This window comes from Amnibacterium sp., assembly GCF_025463795.1.
In the GTDB taxonomy this organism is placed as follows: domain Bacteria; phylum Actinomycetota; class Actinomycetes; order Actinomycetales; family Microbacteriaceae; genus Amnibacterium.
Window position 1 is genome coordinate 12475 of the sequence record NZ_JAODBE010000080.1, and the last position, 15186, is coordinate 27660.

Here is a 15186-nt window from a genome sequence, read left to right on the forward strand (position 1 = left end):
TGCTCCGATCCGGCGTGTCGCTCCGTTTCTCCGGAACGGCGCGATCAGGAAGCGCCGGCGGCCAGCGCCGTCAGGCGCACCCGGTCGGGCTTCCCGTTCGAGAGCAGCGGAAGCGGATCCACGACCACGATCCGGCGGGGCGCCGCAGCGCGGCCGAGCCGCTCGCCGAGCACCGCCCGCATCGTGGGCAGGTCGGTGCCGCCGGCGGTGGTGATCACCACCGGCACCTCGCCCCACTCGGGGTCGGGCGCCCGGACCACGACCGCGTCCGCCATCCCCGGCAGCTCCTGCACCGCCCGCTCCACGAGGGCGAGCGAGACCTTCTCCCCGCCGGACACGATCACGTCGTCGAGCCGGCCGGTGACGCTCAGCCGTTCGCCGTCCCACTCGCCGGCGTCCCCGGTGCGGTACCAGCGCCGGCCCGGCTCTGCCACGAACACCCGCTCCGTGCGCGCGGGGTCGCCGAGGTACCCGTCGGCGAGCTCGGGCCCGGCGAGCTGCACCTCGCCGTCGACGACGCGCACCTCCACGCCCGTGAGGGGAACGCCGTCGTAGACGCAGCCGCCCGCGGTCTCGGACGCTCCGTAGGTGCGAACGACGCGGATGCCGGCCTCGCGGGCCCGCGTCGCGTCCGCGTCGGCGAGGCGGCCGCCGCCGATGAGCAGCGCGTCGAGCCGCCGCACGGCGTCGGCGACGTCGCGGTCCCCGCCCGCGACGGCGTCGAGCACCCGGTGTAACTGCGTGGGCACCAGGGCGCTGTAGCGGCGGCGGTCCGCGGGGAGCGCGTCGATGGCGGCGGCGAAGGTCGCGGCGTGGAATGGTCCCGCCGGGATCGCGTACGGCTCCCCGCCCGCGGCCAGCGACCGCACGATGACCTGGATGCCGGCGATGTAGTGCCCCGGCAGCGCGAGCACCCACTCCCCCGGTCCCCCGAGGGCGCTCTCCGTCGCCGCGGCCGAGGTGAGCAGGGCCGCGGTCGACAGGACGACCCGCTTCGGTGCGCCGCTGCTGCCCGATGTGGCCACCACGACGGCCGTCGCCACGGGCACCTCGTCGGGGAGATCGAGGGGGCGCGGGGCGCCCGGCGCGAGCGGCAGGATCGCCGGCCCGGATCCGTCCAGCGCGGCGCGGAGGGCGACGGCGAGGTCGGCGGGATCCCCGGCCGGGACGGCGAGCAGCGGGCGCATGTCAGTAGGCGTAGGGGAAGCCGCCGAAGTCCGGAGGCCGCTTCTCGAGGAACGCGTCCCGGCCCTCGGCCGCCTCGTCGGTTCCGTAGGCCAGCCGGGTCGCCTCTCCCGCGAACAGCTGCTGCCCGACCATCCCGTCGTCCACGGCGTTGAACGCGTACTTCAGCATGCGGATGGCGGTCGGCGACTTGCCGAGGATCGTGCGGGCCCAGGCGATGCCGGTCGTCTCGAGCTCGGCGTGGGGCACGACGGCGTTGATCGCCCCGGCCGCGAGCGCCCGCTCGGCGTCGTACTCCTGCGCGAGGAAGAAGACCTCCCGCGCGAACTTCTGGCCCACCTGCCGGGCGAAGTAGGCGCTGCCGTAGCCGCCGTCGAAGGAGCCCACGTCGGCGTCGGTCTGCTTGAACCGCGCGTGCTCGGCCGACGCGATCGTGAGGTCGCACACGACGTGCAGCGAGTGGCCGCCGCCCGCGGCCCAGCCGGGCACGAGCGCGATCACGACCTTGGGCAGGAACCGGATGAGCCGCTGCACCTCGAGGATGTGCAGGCGCCCGAAGCCCTGCCCGCCGTCCTCGTACTCGTACCCGCCGCGTCCCCGCATCCGCTGATCGCCGCCGGAGCAGAACGCCCAGCCGCCGTCCTTCGCGCTCGGGCCGTTGCCGGTGAGCAGCACGACGCCGACCTTCGGATCCGTGCGGGCGTCCTCGAGCGCCCGCGCGAGCTCGTCGACCGTGTGCGGCCGGAAGGCGTTGCGGACCTCGGGCCGGTCGAAGGCGATCCGCGCGATGCGGCCGTCCGGACTGCGATGGTCGGTGATGTCGGTGTAACCGTGATCCGTGTCGCGCCAGACGGCGGGGTCGAAGAGCTCGGACACGGGCATGGGTGCAGCGTAGAGGCGGGAGGATGGGCGGATGCTCCCCGGCGTCGACGACCTCCTCGCCGGCCTGCGCGTCGTGGCGCTGCCGATGGTGACCCCGTTCCGCGGTGTCACGGTCCGGGAGGCGGCGCTCGTGCAGGGCCCGGTCGGCTGGACGGAGTTCGCGCCCTTCGTCGAGTACGACGACGCCGAGTCCGCGGCGTGGCTCGCGGCCGCGATCGAGTTCGGCTGGAGCGAGCCGCCCGCTCCGCTCCGCGACGTGGTGCCGGTGAACGCGACCGTCCCGGCGGTCCCGGCGGCTGCCGTGCCCGGGGTGCTCGCCCGCTTCCCCGGCTGCCGGACCGCGAAGGTCAAGGTGGCGGAGCCCGGGGGGCGCCTCGAGGACGACGTCGCCCGCGTCCGGGCGGCGCGCGAGGTGCTCGGCCCCGAAGGCCGGGTGCGGATCGACGCGAACGCCGCCTGGAACGTCGACGAGGCCGAGCACGCGCTGCGCGCGCTCTCGCCGTTCGACCTGGAGTACGCCGAGCAGCCGTGCGCCCGGCTCGAGGAGCTCGCGGAGCTGCGGAACCGAATCCGCGATCTCGCGATCCCGGTCGCGGCGGACGAGTCGGTGCGGAAGGCCGCTGATCCGCTCGCCGTCGCGCGGGCCGGCGCGGCGGACCTGCTCGTGATCAAGGCCGCACCGCTCGGCGGCGTGCGGCGAGCGGCGGCGCTCGTGGCGGAGGCCGGGCTGCCTGCGGTGGTCTCGAGCGCGATCGACACGTCGGTCGGTCTCGCGATGGGCGCGTTCCTCGCAGCCGCGCTGCCGGACCTGCCCTACGACTGCGGTCTCGGCACCGCGGCCCTGCTCGGCGCGGACGTCACGGACGACCCGCTGACCCCGCTGGACGGCGGGATCCCGGTGCGGCGGGTGACGCCGTCATCCGCGCTCCTCGACCGCTGGGCCGCGGACCGGGAGCGCACGGCGTGGTGGGCGGACCGCATCCGCCGCTGCCACGCCCTGCTCCCCGCCTGACCGACGCACACTTGCCACTTTCTGCCCTCAAACCGGCCGGATGGGGTCAGAAAGTGGCAAGTGTGGGTTGCGACGTCAGCTGGAGAGGCCGCTGTAGGCGTGCAGGCCGTGGAAGAAGACGTTCACGACTCCGAAGTTGAACAGCACGGCGCCGTAGCCGATGAGGTTGAGCCAGCCGGAGCCGTTGCCCCGCCAGCCGCGCGTGGCGCGGGCGTGGAGGTAGCCGGCGTAGATCACCCAGATGATGAACGTCCACACCTCCTTGGTGTCCCAGCCCCAGTAGCGGCCCCACGCGTGGTTCGCCCAGATGGCGCCCGCGATGAGGGTGAAGGTCCACAGGATGAAGCCCACGATGGCGACCCGGTAGGCGATGTTCTCGAGCCGCGTCGACGTGGGCACCGTCGCGAGCAGCTTCACGCGGTCGGCGGTGCGGCCTGCCGCGAGCACCCGCTCCCGCCGCGCCTGGACGAGCTGCACGGCCGACACCGCGCCGGACAGCGTGAAGAACGCGGTGCCGAGGATCGCGACGAAGACGTGGATGACGAGCCAGTACGACTGCAGGGCAGGCGGCAGCGGCGAGACGGCGACGCGGAAGCCGACGGTCGCGATGCCGAGCAGCACGAGCACGAGACCGGTGATCACCGCGCCGAGGAAACGCAGGTCGACGCGGGTGAGCGCGAGCAGGTAGATGCCGACGATGATCAGGGTGCCGGTCATCGAGAACTCGTACATGTTCGCCCACGGGACGCGGGCGGCGGCGATGCCGCGGAGCACGTCGGCGCCGAGGTGCAGCACCCAGCCGACGGTGAGCACGGCGAGCGCGACGCGGGCCGCGGTGCGCCGGTTCGAGCGCGGCGGACCGTCGACGGAGGGCGGTGCGGCCACGAGCGTCGCGACGCCGCCGCGGACCTCCGAGACCGCGGCGGAGGCGGTGGCGCCGGCGGAGCGGGACGCGGCCTCGTCGGCCATCGCCTGCGCCTCGCTCGACCGACGGGCCAGGTCGAGTGCGAAGGCGACGAACGCGACCGCGTACAGCCCCATCGCCGACAGCAGCAGCAGGACCGACAGCTGATCGAGCGGCGTGGTCATCACGGCAGCAGCCTAAGCCGGGTCGGATGGACGCGGGCGCCGCTCAGACGCCCGCGGGCACCCGTTCGACCGGTCCCCGGTCGGCCTCGAGCGCCTGCCGGTGCTCCTCCGCGAAGTCGGCCACGGCCCGCTCGAGCGCCGGGTCGTCGCCGCGGGCGAGCGCGGCGTACTCGAGACGCAGCACGCCGTCCTCGTCCGTGACCTTCAGCCACATCCGTCGCCTCGGGATCAGCAGCGACGTGATGAGGCCCGCGACGGTGATCACAACGAAGCCCCCGACCCAGCCCTGCGACGGGTCGTGGTGGATGTCGAGGGCCGCGAACCGGGTGATGCCGTCCAGCCTCACCGTGCCGAGGCCGTCGGGCAGGATCGCGACCGGGTCCGCCGGGGAGAGCTGGATGCCCTTCGTCTTCGTCGGGGGCCCCGCGACCTGGGTCATGCCCGTCGTGTCGAGCGTGTAGACGTTCTGGGGGCCGGACCCGAGGGACCCGGTGTAGACGCTGAAGGTCACGATCGGGTTCAGCAGGTCGGGGAAGTTCGACGCGAGTGCGCCCGTCGTCTGCCGCACGGCCGTCGGGTAGAGGAACCCGACCAGGCCGAGCTGCTTCGGGCTGGCGCTGCCCACCTTCACCACCCCGAGGCTGGTGAGGTCGTTGTCCTGGGGCCGGAACGGGACCGTGCCGCCGAAGATCACCTTGCCCTTCGCGTCGCGCACCGTGAGCTTCGCCGCGTAGCCGTTGCCGAGCAGGTACACGTCCGTGCCGCCGATGGAGAGCGGCTCGTTGACCTTGATGACCCGCTTCTGCGGCTTCTGCCCCGGCTGCTGGGTGGTCACGTCGGCGGTGTAGTCGATCGGCTCGCCGAGCGCTGCGAGGTTCCGGGTCTCGTACTTCACGGCCAGGCTGTTCAGCGTGATCGCGTACGGCTGCAGCGACGAGTCCCCGAAGAACCGGCCCGTCGAGATCGTGTCGTAGGCCTGCTGCTCGTTGACGAACGTCTGGCCGGTCGCCACGATCCGCTGCCCGGTGTAGGTGAAGCCGCCGCCGACGAAGACGGAGATGAGGACGCCGACGAGCCCCGTGTGGAAGACGAGGTTGCCCGTCTCGCGCAGGTAGCCCCGCTCCGCCGAGACGCTCGACCCGTAGCGCTGCAGGCGATACCGGCGCCGGCGCAGCAGCCGCTCGCCCGTCGCGAGCGCGTGCTCCGCGTCGCCCTCGGACTCGGCGGTGCGGTACGCGGGCAGCCTGCCGAGCCGTGCGGGTGTCCGCGGCGGCGCGGCCCGCAGCGCCTTCAGGTGGTGGAACAGCCGCGGCACGACGCAGCCGACCAGCGAGACGAACAGCAGCAGGTAGATCGCGGAGAACCAGGCCGACGTGTAGACGTCGAAGAGCTGAAGGACGTCGGCGATCGACACGAACGCGGCGTTGCTCGCCTTCCACGAGATCACGCCGTTCGGATCCGCGGACTCCTGCGGGATCAGCGACCCGGGCACCGCGGCGATCGCGAGCGCGAGCAGCAGGAGCAGCGCCGTGCGCATGCTCGTCAGCTGCCGCCACGCCCAGCGCGCCCACTCGAGGGGCCCGAGCCGCGGGTTCTCGACCGGTCGCGGATCCTCGAACCCGGACTCGAAGGCGTCAGAGGGCCTGCTCATACCCACCCCACCAGGCCTGCAGCCCGCTGAGCGCGCCGAGCCACAGGCCCGACACCATCAGCAGGCCGATCACGACGAGCAGGCCGCCGCCCGCGAGATTCACGGCTCGGATATGCCGCTTGAGGAATGCGGTGCTGCGGGTCGCCCAGCCGAGGCCGATCGCGATGGCGACGAACGGCAGGCCGAGCCCGATCGAGTAGACGAACGCGAGCAGGGCGCCGAGTCCCGCGGATCCGCCCTGCAGCGCGAGCGAGTAGATCGCGGTGAGCGTCGGGCCGAGGCACGGGGTCCAGCCGATCGCGAACACGGCACCGAGCAGCGGCGCTCCGACGAGACCCGTGCGCGGCTGCCAGGCCGGCTTGATCGTGCGCTGCAGCGGGCCGAGCCCGCCGATGAAGACGATGCCGAGCAGCAGCACGACGACGCCCGAGATGCGGGTGAGCAGGTCGCGCCACTGCACGAGGAAGAACCCGGCCGAACCGATGACCGTGCCGGCGAGCACGAACACGACGGAGAAGCCCAGGACGAACAGCACCGCGCCGAGGGCGAGCCGGCCGCCGGGGCGCCGGGTGCCGGTGGGCCGGTCCATCCCGCCGACGTAGCCGAGGTAGCCGGGCACGAGCGGCAGCACGCACGGCGACGCGAACGACAGCGCGCCGGCCGCCAGGGCGACGGGGATCCCGAGCAGCAGGGCGCCCTGGCCGACGAGGGTGCTCACGTGTCGCGGCCCGAGACGGCCGAGTCGATCAGGGCCTTGAGGATCGACGGGTCCGCCTGCCCGAGCATCCGGGCGGTGACCCGCCCGTCCCTGCCGATCACGAGCGTGGTGGGTGTGGCGTTGGGCTGGATGCTGCCGGCGAAGGCGAGCTCGACAGCACCGTGGTTCGCCTGATCGAGGATGCTCGGATAAGGCACGCCGTACTTCTCCTCGAACGGCTTCGCCTCGCCCGCCTCGTCGCGGACGTTGACGCCGACGAACTGCACGCCCTTGCCCGTGTACTGCTCGGCGAGCGTCGTCAACGTCGGCGACTCGGTCTGGCAGGGGCCGCAGCCCGCGTACCAGAAGTTCACGACGAGCACCTCGCCCTTGTGCGCGGACGACCGGAAGACGGAGCCGTCGGTGGTGGGGCCGGAGAAGCTCACGGGGGCCGACGTGGGGTGCTGCCACTCCTCCACACCGGTGCCGTCGATCGTCCTGCCGTCGCTCGGCGAGGTCCACCCCTGCTGCGTGCAGCCGCTCAGCAGGAGCGCGGCGCCGAGGGCGAGCGCCGCGGGCAGCGTGCGCCTCATGTCGCGCCCCGGTCGACGGCGGCGAGCGGGGCCGCCGGATCCGCGTAGGCGGTCTCGACGATGCGGCCGTCGCGCCGCTCGAAGGTCGTCACGCTCGACAGGGCGCACCGACGGTGACGCGGGTCGTGCGGGAGCGGCTTGCCCTGCACGCTGCGGTGCACCATCCAGATCGGCAGCTGGTGGCTCACGATCACGGCGTCGCCGCTCTCCGTCGTGGCGAAGACCTCGAGGATCGCCTGCCGCATCCGCTCCACGATCGCGCGGTACGGCTCACCCCACGTCGGCACGAGCGGGTTGCGGAACAGCGGCCAGTCCCTGGGTTCGGAGAAGAGGGCGGCCCCCGCGGAGACGCGGCCCTCGAACCGGTTCGCCGACTCGATCACCCGCTCGTCCGGCTCGACCTCGAGGTCGAAGATCTCGGCGATCGGCTGCGCGGACTGCTGCGTACGCAGCAGGGGCGAGGCGACCAGGCGCGTGACGGGCAGATCGGCGATCGCCCGCGCCGTCGTCGCAGCCATCTCCCGGCCGCGATCGGACAGGCGGTAGCCCGGGAGCCGCCCGTAGATGACGCCCGCCGGGTTGTGCACCTCGCCGTGTCGGACGAGGTGGAGCGCTCGAGCGACCACCCGCACAGTGTACGAAGCGAGGGTAAGAGGCCCTGCGCCACCGCGTCCGGCCCCGCATCGGCGCCGTTGAGCCGCTCTCGGTAGGCTTCCGCGCCGTGACCTCCCGCATCCGCATCGCCGACCTCGCCGCCCTGGACGACGGGCCGGTGGTCGTGGGCGGCTGGATCGAGACCGTCCGCGACCAGAAGAAGGTGCAGTTCCTCGTCCTCCGTGACGAGAGCGGCGCCGTGCAGCTCGTCCGGCCCCGCCCCGCGGAGGACGACGCGATCGCGACGGCGATCTCCGAGATGTCGATCGGCAGCTTCGTGCTCGTCGCCGGCGACCTCAAGCACGACGAGCGCGTGAAGCTCGGCGGCATCGAGGTCCGGATCGAGTCGCTCGACGTGGTCGGCGCGAGCGAGCCCGAGCTGCCGATCGCAGCCGACTCGAGCGTCGACAAGCGGATGGACTGGCGCTTCCTCGACCTGCGCCAGCCCGCCCAGCAGCTGATCTTCCGCGTGCAGACGACGCTCGAGCACGCGCTGCGCACCTGGTGGGTCGAGCACGACTTCCTCGAGGTGCACACCCCGAAGCTGATGGCGTCGCCGTCGGAGTCGCGGGCGGAGCTGTTCCAGCTCGGCTACTTCGACACGGTGGCCTACCTGGCGCAGAGCCCGCAGCATTTCAAGCAGATGGCTCAGGCGGCCGGCTTCGGCGGGGTCTTCGAGATCGCCGACGCGTTCCGCGCCGACCCGTCCTTCACCGCCAGGCACGCCACCGAGTTCACGAGCGTGGACATGGAGGTCAGCTGGATCGACAGCCACGAGGACGTCATGGCGATCCACGAGGCCCTGCTCGTCGCCGGTTTCGAGGCCGTGAAGGCGAAGCACGGCGACGAGATCGAGCGCCTCTTCGGCATCGAGATGACCGTGCCGAGCCGGCCGTTCCCGCGCATCCCACTCGCGGAGGCGAAGCGGATCGTCGCGGAGCGCGGCTACACCGTCCCGCGGGCCGACGAGGACATGGACCCGGAGGGCGAGCGGCGGATCGCCGCGTACGTGCGCGAGGAGTTCGGCCACGACTTCGTGTTCCTGACCGACTACGCCACGAGCATCCGGCCCTTCTACCACATGCGGTCTCCGGCGGATCCGGCGCTGACGAAGAGCTACGACCTCATCTACCGCGGCACCGAGATCTCCACCGGGGCGCAGCGCGAGCACCGCGTCGACGTGCTGACCGCGCAGGCGGAGGACAAGGGCCTCGACCCGAAGGAGCTCGGCACCTACCTCGACTTCTTCCGCTACGGCGTCCCGCCGCACGGCGGGTTCGGGATGGGGCTCGCCCGGGTGCTGATGCTGCTGCTCGAGCGGCAGAGCATCCGCGAGACGACGTTCCTGTTCCGGGGACCGAACCGGCTGCTGCCGTGAGCGAACCGGGGTCCGGCCCGCCTCCGACCACGAGATCGGGGCGGCTCGTCGGGCTCTGGACGGACGGCTTCGGGCGGTTCAGCGTCCGCTGCCTGCAGGTGCTCCTCGTCACGACGCTCGCCGTCGCCGTGATCTACGCCGCCCTGCAGCTGCGGCTCGTCGTCATCCCGGTGCTGATCGCGCTCATCCTCGCGTCCGCGTTCGATCCGCTCGTGCGCCTGCTCGTACGGCTGCACGTGCCCAACGGCCTCGCCGCGCTGGCCACGCTCGTGCTCAGCGTGCTCGTGCTCGCCGGCGTGGGCACGGGTGTCGCGCTCGCGGTGGTCGCGCAGTGGAAGTCGCTCGTCTCCGCCACGAGCGACGGCGTCGACCAGCTGCAGCAGTTCGCCGCGAGCAGCGGCTTCCCGGTGAACGACGCCCAGTTCCAGCAGGCGAAGCAGTCGGTCGTGCAGTTCGTCACGAGCTCGTCGTTCGCCTCCGGCGCGCTCGCAGGCCTGTCCACGGCCACGTCGCTGATCACCGGCCTCGTGCTGCTCGTCTTCGTCCTGTTCTTCTTCCTCAAGGACGGTCGCACCATCTGGCGCTTCCTGCTGCAGCCGTTCCACGGCGATGCGCGGGCACGAGCGGAGCGGATCGGGGCGCGCAGCGTGGGCGTCCTCGGCGCCTACGTGCGCGGGACGGCGCTCGTCGCCCTCGTCGACGCGGTCTTCATCGGCGCCGGCCTGCTGATTCTGCGGGTCCCGCTCGCGGTCCCGCTCACGGTGCTCGTGTTCGTGACGGCGTTCATCCCCGTCGTCGGCGCGACGGTCGCCGGGATCGTCGCGGCCCTCGTCGCCCTGGTCACCGGCGGCCCCGTGGTCGCGCTCATCGTCGTCGGGATCGTGATCCTCGTGAACCAGCTCGAGGGCAACCTGCTGCAGCCGCTCATCATGGGCAAGTCGCTCAGCCTGCACCCGCTCGCGATCCTGCTCGCCCTCACGGCGGGCACGGTGCTGGGCGGGGTGATCGGCGCGGTGCTGGCGGTGCCGGCGGCGAGCGTCGTGTGGACCGCGATCAAGTCCTGGCGGGACTAGCGGAGGAGGTCCTCCCGCAGCGCCTCCGCGTCGATCCGCCACCGGCCGTGCATCCGCTCGTCGATGAGTACGACGGGGATGTCGTCGGCGTAGCGGGCGGCGAGCTGCGGTTCCTCGAGGATGTTGCGCTCCACCAGGCGCACGCCGACGCCGTCCCGGTCGAGGTCGGCGAGCACGCGGTCGACGACCGCTCTCGCGTCGTCGCAGAGGTGGCAGCCCGGCTTGGCGATCAGGGTGACGGTGGTCGCGGACACGGAACGGAAGCGTAGCCCGGGCTGCGCCGAGCCCCGCGGCCTACACTTCCCCGGATGCCAGAGCAGCCGTCCGCCCCACCTCCGCTGCCGGTCGCCGCGTTCTTCGACATCGACAAGACGCTGGTGAACGGCGCCAGCCTGCTGTTCCTCGCCCGCGCCGCCCGAACCCTCGGCATCGTCTCCCTGCGCGACCTCGTGCGGTTCGGCTGGGAGGCCGTGAAGTTCCGCCGTCGCGGCGAGCATCTGGGCGTACTCGACGAGGTCCGGGACCGCGGCATGAAGCTGCTCGCCGGCGTCTCCGCGGAGCGGCTGCACCGGCTCGCGGCGTCCGTCGTCGGGCGGATGCGGCCCCGCATGTGGCCCGAGACCCAGGAGGTGCTCCGTGCCCACCTCGCGGCCGGCCACGAGGTGTGGCTCGTGTCGGCGACGCCCGACTTCCTGGCGCAGGAGCTCGCCGTGAGCCTCGGCGCGACGGGCGGGATCGGATCCGGGCTCGAGATCGAGGACGGCGTCTTCACCGGACGGTTCAGCGGCCCGACGATGCACGGACCGGAGAAGGCCGCCGCGGCTCGCACGCTGCTCGCGGCACGCGGCTACGACCCGGCCGACTGCTACGCCTACAGCGACTCCATCAACGACCTGCCGCTGCTCACCTCGGTGGGCACGCCCGTCGTGATCAACCCGGACCGGGAGCTCGCGGCGCACGCCGCCCGTGCCGGCTGGCGCACGCTGCAGCTCGACCCGTCCAGCATCCGCGCCGAACGGCGCCGCGTGCGGCAGGAGGCGCGCCGCAAGGCCGCGTGATGCAGGCGGCTCCGGCCTCTGCGCGCGAGCGCGGGCGACCGGACGGGCCCGACGGGCCCGACGGGCCGGGGTGTGCCCGCATACGCGAACGCGGGCCACACCCTGCGGTGGAGGCCCGCGCGCGAGGTCGCGTGATGCGGCCGGGAGCGGCCGCCCTCAACCTGACGTCGGCGGCGCTTCCGCGCCGCGCGACGTCACTTCTTGTTGCGGCGCTGGTGACGCGTCTTGCGCAGCAGCTTGCGGTGCTTCTTCTTGGCCATGCGCTTGCGGCGCTTCTTGATGACCGAACCCATACGAACTCCTTCACGTCCTGCGGCGGCGTCCGCGCCACCGGTACGGACCGCGGAATCGCCCCGACAGTCTAGCCCGCGACGCGGGCGGCTCGTCCGAGGGTCAGGCGGAGCGCGAGATGGTCGGCTCGACGACGTGGTTGCTCATCGCCATCTGCACGGCCGACTCGGGCACGCGGAACGAGCGGCCGAAGCGGATGGCGGGCAGGTCGCCCGAGTGGACGAGCCGGTACACCGTCATGCGCGAGACACGCATCATGTCGGCGACCTCGGCGACGGTGAGGAACCGCGCATCACTCAGTCCGGACACGGTGTCCCCTTCCGCCCCGGTCCGCCGGTGCTGACCCCGCGAACCCCCGTGATACCGCCGCCTCGAGTGGTATCACCGTTCACTGTAGGGGCAGATGTGACAACGAGTCCACCCTTCGAGGGCGTCCGGATCCGTCCGTTCACCGACCCGATCCCCCGTGACTTGCCACTTCTGCCCCCTTCGACGGGGCTGAAGGGGGCGGAAGTGGTAACCGCCGCGGCGCGGAAGAGCGGGCGCGAGGAGCGCGGCGGGCGTCAGCGCGAGCGGCGGAAGCGGCCGGTGACGCCGGCGCTCGCCGCGCCGAGGCGCACGGCCGTGGCGCGGATCCGCGGCGACAGCGGATGGCGAGGGCTCGCGGCGGCGACCGCCACGGTCTCGTCGGACACCGGATCCGCGGCGGCCACGACGGGCTTCACGAAGGCGCCGAGCCACTCGGCGATCGGCGCGAGCTGCGCCGGCTCCAGGCGGTAGTAGCGGTGCTGACCCTGTTCGCGCACCGACACGATCGAGAACTCGCGGAGTGTCTTCAGGTGCTTGGAGACCGTCGGCTGGCTCAGCGAGAGCTTCGTGACGAGTTCGCCGACGCTGGCCTCACCGGCGCCGTCGGGCGCCTCGGTCTGCTCGAGGAGGGCGCGCAGGAGTTCTCGCCGCGTCGGATCGGCGATGACGTCGAACAGGTCCGCCACATGCCCACCGTATCGGCGCCCGGTCCCGAGCGCCACGAACGCCTCCCCCGAACGGGGGACAGCCGTCAACCGGCCGCCAGCTCCGCGGCGCGCGCGATCGCCGCGGCCAGCGCCTCGTCGAAGATCCCGCCCAGATCCCGCTGCTCGAACACCGCGACCGCGCGCTCCGTGGTGCCTTTCGGGCTGGTCACCCGCCGCCGCAGCTCGGCCGGCTCGTCGCCGGTCTCGGCGAGCAGCCGCAGGGCGCCCTGCGCGGTGCCCACGACGAGTGCGTCGGCCTCCTCGGCGCTGAACCCGAGACGGCGGGCAGCGTCGGTGAAGCGCTCGAGGAAGAGGTAGAGGTACGCGGGGCCCGACCCCGAGACGGCGGAGAGTGAGTCGATCCGGTCCTCCGCCAGCTCGACGACGGTGCCCACGGTGCGGAACGCGGCGACGACGGCGGCGGCGTCCTCGGGCGCCGTGCCCGGAGCCGCTGCGATCCCCGTGACGCCGGCGCCGACTGCGGAGGGCGTGTTCGGCATGGCCCGCAGCACGGCGGTGCCGGCGGGAAGGGCGGCGGCCATCGTCGCGATGGGGATGCCGGCGGCGACGCTGACCACGACGGCACCGGGCTCGAGCGTGTCGGCGATCTCGGTGAGCAGCGCGGTGACGCCCGCCGGTTTGACGGCGATCACGACGAGGCGGGCGCCGCGAACCGCGGTGCGGTTGGCGTCGGAGTCCTGCTCGGCGACGAGCACGCGCAGGCCGTCGGCCGGCTCAAGGGCGCGGGTCGCGGTGCGGGTGGTGACGCGGAGGTCGGCGACGCCGGCGGCGCGGAGACCGCTCAGGATCGCGCCGCCCATGGATCCGCCCCCCAGGATCGCGACGGGCGAGGGCAGGGGTGCAGCGGGGGTGTCGGTCACCCGCGGAAGCGTAGAGCCCGACCTCCTACACTGGCTCGCGCGGGCGGGGAGGTGCCTGATGTCGAACAACGAGGTCGATGCGGCGACCGCGATCGGTCAGGCCGTCGGCAAGGTGCGCAACGTGCGCGCCGTCTCGACGGTGCGGATCGGACGCGAGGACGGTTCCGGGCGGGTGCTCGTCGTGATCCGGGTCGGGCTGCCGCCGCTGCTGGCGCTGACCGACGTCGTCAACGTGATCGCGCACGTGCAACTCGCGGCGGCTCGGATCGCGCCGAAGGGCGCCGCCGTGTTCGTGGAGCCGGACGTCGCCCACGACGAGGCGACACCCACGGAGACGATCGTCATCCGCGGGATGGAGTAGTCAGCGCCTGCCGGCGAAGAAGTCGGTGAGCAGCGCCGAGCACGCCCCGGCGTCGACCCCCGCCACGACCTCGACCCTGTGCGGCACGTGACGGTCGCGGAGGACGTCCTGCACGGATCCGACCGCGCCGGCCTTCTCGTCCCACGCACCGAACACGAGGCGAGGCACCCGGGCGGCGAGCACCGCGCCCGCGCACATCACGCAGGGCTCTAGCGTCACGACGAGCGTGCAGTCGTCGAGCCGCCAGGTTCCGCGTGCGGCCGCGGCCGCCCGGAGGGCGACCACCTCGGCGTGGGCGAGCGGGTCGCCCGTCGCCTCCCGCTCGTTGCGGCCTACGCCCAGGACGAGGCCCTCGCCGTCCACGACGACCGCGCCCACGGGCACGTCGCCGGTTCCGAGCGCCGAGCGCGCCTCGTGGAGCGCGAGCGCCATGAGCTCGCCGTCTGCTGCCCGCACGACCCGCTCCTTCCGGCTCCCGTTGTCTCAGTACCCTGACAGCATGCGCGTGCACGTGGCCGACCATCCGTTGATCACGCACAAGCTGACGCGGCTGCGGGATCGCACGACCCCGTCGCCGACGTTCCGCGCGCTGGCCGAGGAGCTGGTCACGCTGCTGGCCTACGAGGCCACCCGGCAGGTGCGGGTGCAGCCCGTCTCGATCGAGACGCCCGTGGCACCGACCACCGGCCTCGCCATCAGCGATCCCCGGCCGCTGATCGTGCCGATCCTGCGGGCGGGCCTCGGGATGCTGGAGGGCATGGTGAAGCTCATCCCGAGCGCCGAGGTGGGCTTCCTGGGCATGGTGCGCAACGAGGAGACCCTCGAGCCGACGATCTACGCCGAGCGGCTGCCGAGCGACCTCGAGAACCGGCAGTGCTTCGTGCTAGACCCCATGCTCGCGACCGGCGGCAGCCTGCTCGCCGCGATCGACTACCTCTTCGACCGCGGCGCCGTCGACGTGACCGCCGTGTGCCTCCTCGCCGCTCCTGAAGGGCTGGCAGCGATCGACGCGGCGACGAAGGGTCGGAACCTCACGATCGTGCTGGGCGCCCTGGACGAGAAGCTCAACGAGCTCGGCTACATCGTCCCCGGTCTCGGCGACGCCGGCGATCGGCTCTACGGCACCGTCCCGAGCTGAGCGCCGTTCCGCTGTTCCGCCGTTCTCAGGATCCGCCACAGCGATTCAGGAGGGTCCGGATCCGGCACCGGCGCGTCGAGCCGGGGCGACCTGACTACGACGGGCTGAGGAGCGGCGCGCCGGGCGGCGGCTTGACAGGGCTCCCAGACATCGGTCAGGATGCCGGGCATGTCTTCCGCCGCGCACAGCACGACCGCCCTCGAGGCTCGTCAGGCTCCGCAGGCGAT

19 protein-coding genes are annotated in these 15186 nt (G+C 72.8%); 6 read left to right on the forward strand and 13 right to left on the reverse strand.

Features of this window, described 5'->3' with window-relative positions:
• Positions 1 to 44: 44 nt before the first annotated feature.
• A complete protein-coding gene (locus JWQ92_RS07865; protein ID WP_297343909.1) occupies positions 45 to 1187 on the reverse strand; it encodes an AMP-binding protein in 1143 nt (380 codons plus the stop codon).
• 1 nt (position 1188) lies between these two features.
• On the reverse strand, positions 1189 to 2067 hold the full coding sequence (locus JWQ92_RS07870; protein WP_297343910.1) for a 1,4-dihydroxy-2-naphthoyl-CoA synthase: 879 nt from the start codon (positions 2065 to 2067) through the stop codon (positions 1189 to 1191).
• Positions 2068 to 2098: 31 nt separating this feature from the next.
• On the opposite strand from JWQ92_RS07870, the gene JWQ92_RS07875 reads away from it, so the two are divergent.
• Positions 2099 to 3079: an o-succinylbenzoate synthase gene (locus JWQ92_RS07875; RefSeq protein WP_297343911.1), complete on the forward strand. Its 981-nt coding sequence runs from the start codon at positions 2099 to 2101 to the stop codon at positions 3077 to 3079.
• Between the two features lie 75 nt (positions 3080 to 3154).
• Here the strand turns inward: JWQ92_RS07875 and ccsB are convergent, their stop codons facing one another.
• From ccsB to JWQ92_RS07900, 5 genes are read right to left on the reverse strand one after another with little or no spacing between them, the layout of a single operon-like run.
• Complete coding sequence (gene ccsB / locus JWQ92_RS07880) at positions 3155 to 4168, reverse strand: c-type cytochrome biogenesis protein CcsB (protein WP_297343925.1); 1014 nt, start codon at positions 4166 to 4168, stop codon at positions 3155 to 3157.
• A gap of 43 nt (positions 4169 to 4211) precedes the next feature.
• A complete protein-coding gene (locus JWQ92_RS07885; RefSeq protein ID WP_297343912.1) occupies positions 4212 to 5819 on the reverse strand; it encodes a cytochrome c biogenesis protein ResB in 1608 nt (535 codons plus the stop codon).
• On the reverse strand, positions 5803 to 6537 hold the full coding sequence (locus JWQ92_RS07890; RefSeq protein WP_297343913.1) for a cytochrome c biogenesis CcdA family protein: 735 nt from the start codon (positions 6535 to 6537) through the stop codon (positions 5803 to 5805). Before JWQ92_RS07890 ends, JWQ92_RS07885 begins: the two co-directional genes overlap by 17 nt.
• Positions 6534 to 7109, reverse strand: coding sequence for a TlpA disulfide reductase family protein (locus JWQ92_RS07895; RefSeq protein WP_297343914.1), 576 nt, complete (start codon positions 7107 to 7109; stop codon positions 6534 to 6536). The genes JWQ92_RS07890 and JWQ92_RS07895 overlap by 4 nt, the downstream gene beginning before the upstream one ends.
• Complete coding sequence (locus tag JWQ92_RS07900; protein WP_297343915.1) at positions 7106 to 7735, reverse strand: histidine phosphatase family protein; 630 nt, start codon at positions 7733 to 7735, stop codon at positions 7106 to 7108. Before JWQ92_RS07900 ends, JWQ92_RS07895 begins: the two co-directional genes overlap by 4 nt.
• A 95-nt stretch (positions 7736 to 7830) precedes the next feature.
• Here JWQ92_RS07900 and aspS point away from each other — a divergent pair, with 95 nt between their 5' ends.
• Complete coding sequence (gene aspS, locus JWQ92_RS07905; protein WP_297343916.1) at positions 7831 to 9141, forward strand: aspartate--tRNA(Asn) ligase; 1311 nt, start codon at positions 7831 to 7833, stop codon at positions 9139 to 9141.
• On the forward strand, positions 9138 to 10214 hold the full coding sequence (locus tag JWQ92_RS07910; protein ID WP_297343917.1) for an AI-2E family transporter: 1077 nt from the start codon (positions 9138 to 9140) through the stop codon (positions 10212 to 10214). The genes aspS and JWQ92_RS07910 overlap by 4 nt, the downstream gene beginning before the upstream one ends.
• Here the strand turns inward: JWQ92_RS07910 and JWQ92_RS07915 are convergent.
• Positions 10211 to 10468 (reverse strand): glutaredoxin family protein, encoded by a 258-nt coding sequence (locus JWQ92_RS07915; protein WP_297343918.1) that lies wholly within the window; start codon positions 10466 to 10468, stop codon positions 10211 to 10213. The two genes, JWQ92_RS07910 and JWQ92_RS07915, sit on opposite strands and share 4 nt — an antisense overlap.
• 54 nt (positions 10469 to 10522) lie before the next feature.
• On the opposite strand from JWQ92_RS07915, the gene JWQ92_RS07920 reads away from it, so the two are divergent.
• The gene (locus JWQ92_RS07920; RefSeq protein WP_297343919.1) at positions 10523 to 11272 is read left to right on the forward strand and encodes an HAD family phosphatase; all 750 of its coding nucleotides are present in this window, start codon (positions 10523 to 10525) and stop codon (positions 11270 to 11272) included.
• A gap of 194 nt (positions 11273 to 11466) precedes the next feature.
• Here JWQ92_RS07920 and JWQ92_RS07925 read toward each other — a convergent pair whose 3' ends face one another.
• From JWQ92_RS07925 to proC, 4 genes are all read right to left on the reverse strand, one after another.
• Entirely contained in the window at positions 11467 to 11565 is a 99-nt protein-coding gene (locus JWQ92_RS07925; RefSeq protein WP_003792170.1) for an AURKAIP1/COX24 domain-containing protein, read from the reverse strand.
• A gap of 100 nt (positions 11566 to 11665) precedes the next feature.
• A complete protein-coding gene (locus JWQ92_RS07930; protein WP_297343920.1) occupies positions 11666 to 11872 on the reverse strand; it encodes a helix-turn-helix domain-containing protein in 207 nt (68 codons plus the stop codon).
• Positions 11873 to 12126: 254 nt separating this feature from the next.
• On the reverse strand, positions 12127 to 12558 hold the full coding sequence (locus tag JWQ92_RS07935; protein ID WP_297343921.1) for a helix-turn-helix transcriptional regulator: 432 nt from the start codon (positions 12556 to 12558) through the stop codon (positions 12127 to 12129).
• A gap of 65 nt (positions 12559 to 12623) precedes the next feature.
• Positions 12624 to 13460: a pyrroline-5-carboxylate reductase gene (proC, locus tag JWQ92_RS07940; RefSeq protein ID WP_297343922.1), complete on the reverse strand. Its 837-nt coding sequence runs from the start codon at positions 13458 to 13460 to the stop codon at positions 12624 to 12626.
• Between the two features lie 58 nt (positions 13461 to 13518).
• Between proC and JWQ92_RS07945 the strand changes: the two genes are divergently transcribed.
• Complete coding sequence (locus tag JWQ92_RS07945; protein WP_297343923.1) at positions 13519 to 13821, forward strand: hypothetical protein; 303 nt, start codon at positions 13519 to 13521, stop codon at positions 13819 to 13821.
• Here the strand turns inward: JWQ92_RS07945 and JWQ92_RS07950 are convergent, their stop codons facing one another.
• Positions 13822 to 14253, reverse strand: coding sequence for a nucleoside deaminase (locus JWQ92_RS07950; protein ID WP_297343926.1), 432 nt, complete (start codon positions 14251 to 14253; stop codon positions 13822 to 13824).
• A 67-nt stretch (positions 14254 to 14320) separates the two neighbouring features.
• On the opposite strand from JWQ92_RS07950, the gene upp reads away from it, so the two are divergent.
• The gene (upp, locus tag JWQ92_RS07955; RefSeq protein WP_297343924.1) at positions 14321 to 14959 is read left to right on the forward strand and encodes a uracil phosphoribosyltransferase; all 639 of its coding nucleotides are present in this window, start codon (positions 14321 to 14323) and stop codon (positions 14957 to 14959) included.
• The last annotated feature ends 227 nt before the right edge of the window (positions 14960 to 15186 follow it).

What these genes read in the sequence shown, in the direction of transcription:
- upp (WP_297343924.1), top strand. Translation starts at nt 14,321, where the DNA reads ATGCGCGTGCACGTGGCCGACCATCCGTTGATCACGCACAAGCTGACG.
- JWQ92_RS07950 (WP_297343926.1), bottom strand. Translation starts at nt 14,253, where the DNA reads ATGGCGCTCGCGCTCCACGAGGCGCGCTCGGCGCTCGGAACCGGCGAC.
- JWQ92_RS07925 (WP_003792170.1), bottom strand. Translation starts at nt 11,565, where the DNA reads ATGGGTTCGGTCATCAAGAAGCGCCGCAAGCGCATGGCCAAGAAGAAG.
- JWQ92_RS07870 (WP_297343910.1), bottom strand. Translation starts at nt 2,067, where the DNA reads ATGCCCGTGTCCGAGCTCTTCGACCCCGCCGTCTGGCGCGACACGGAT.
- JWQ92_RS07920 (WP_297343919.1), top strand. Translation starts at nt 10,523, where the DNA reads ATGCCAGAGCAGCCGTCCGCCCCACCTCCGCTGCCGGTCGCCGCGTTC.
- JWQ92_RS07865 (WP_297343909.1), bottom strand. Translation starts at nt 1,187, where the DNA reads ATGCGCCCGCTGCTCGCCGTCCCGGCCGGGGATCCCGCCGACCTCGCC.
- JWQ92_RS07875 (WP_297343911.1), top strand. Translation starts at nt 2,099, where the DNA reads ATGCTCCCCGGCGTCGACGACCTCCTCGCCGGCCTGCGCGTCGTGGCG.
- JWQ92_RS07895 (WP_297343914.1), bottom strand. Translation starts at nt 7,109, where the DNA reads ATGAGGCGCACGCTGCCCGCGGCGCTCGCCCTCGGCGCCGCGCTCCTG.
- JWQ92_RS07945 (WP_297343923.1), top strand. Translation starts at nt 13,519, where the DNA reads ATGTCGAACAACGAGGTCGATGCGGCGACCGCGATCGGTCAGGCCGTC.
- JWQ92_RS07885 (WP_297343912.1), bottom strand. Translation starts at nt 5,819, where the DNA reads ATGAGCAGGCCCTCTGACGCCTTCGAGTCCGGGTTCGAGGATCCGCGA.
- ccsB (WP_297343925.1), bottom strand. Translation starts at nt 4,168, where the DNA reads ATGACCACGCCGCTCGATCAGCTGTCGGTCCTGCTGCTGCTGTCGGCG.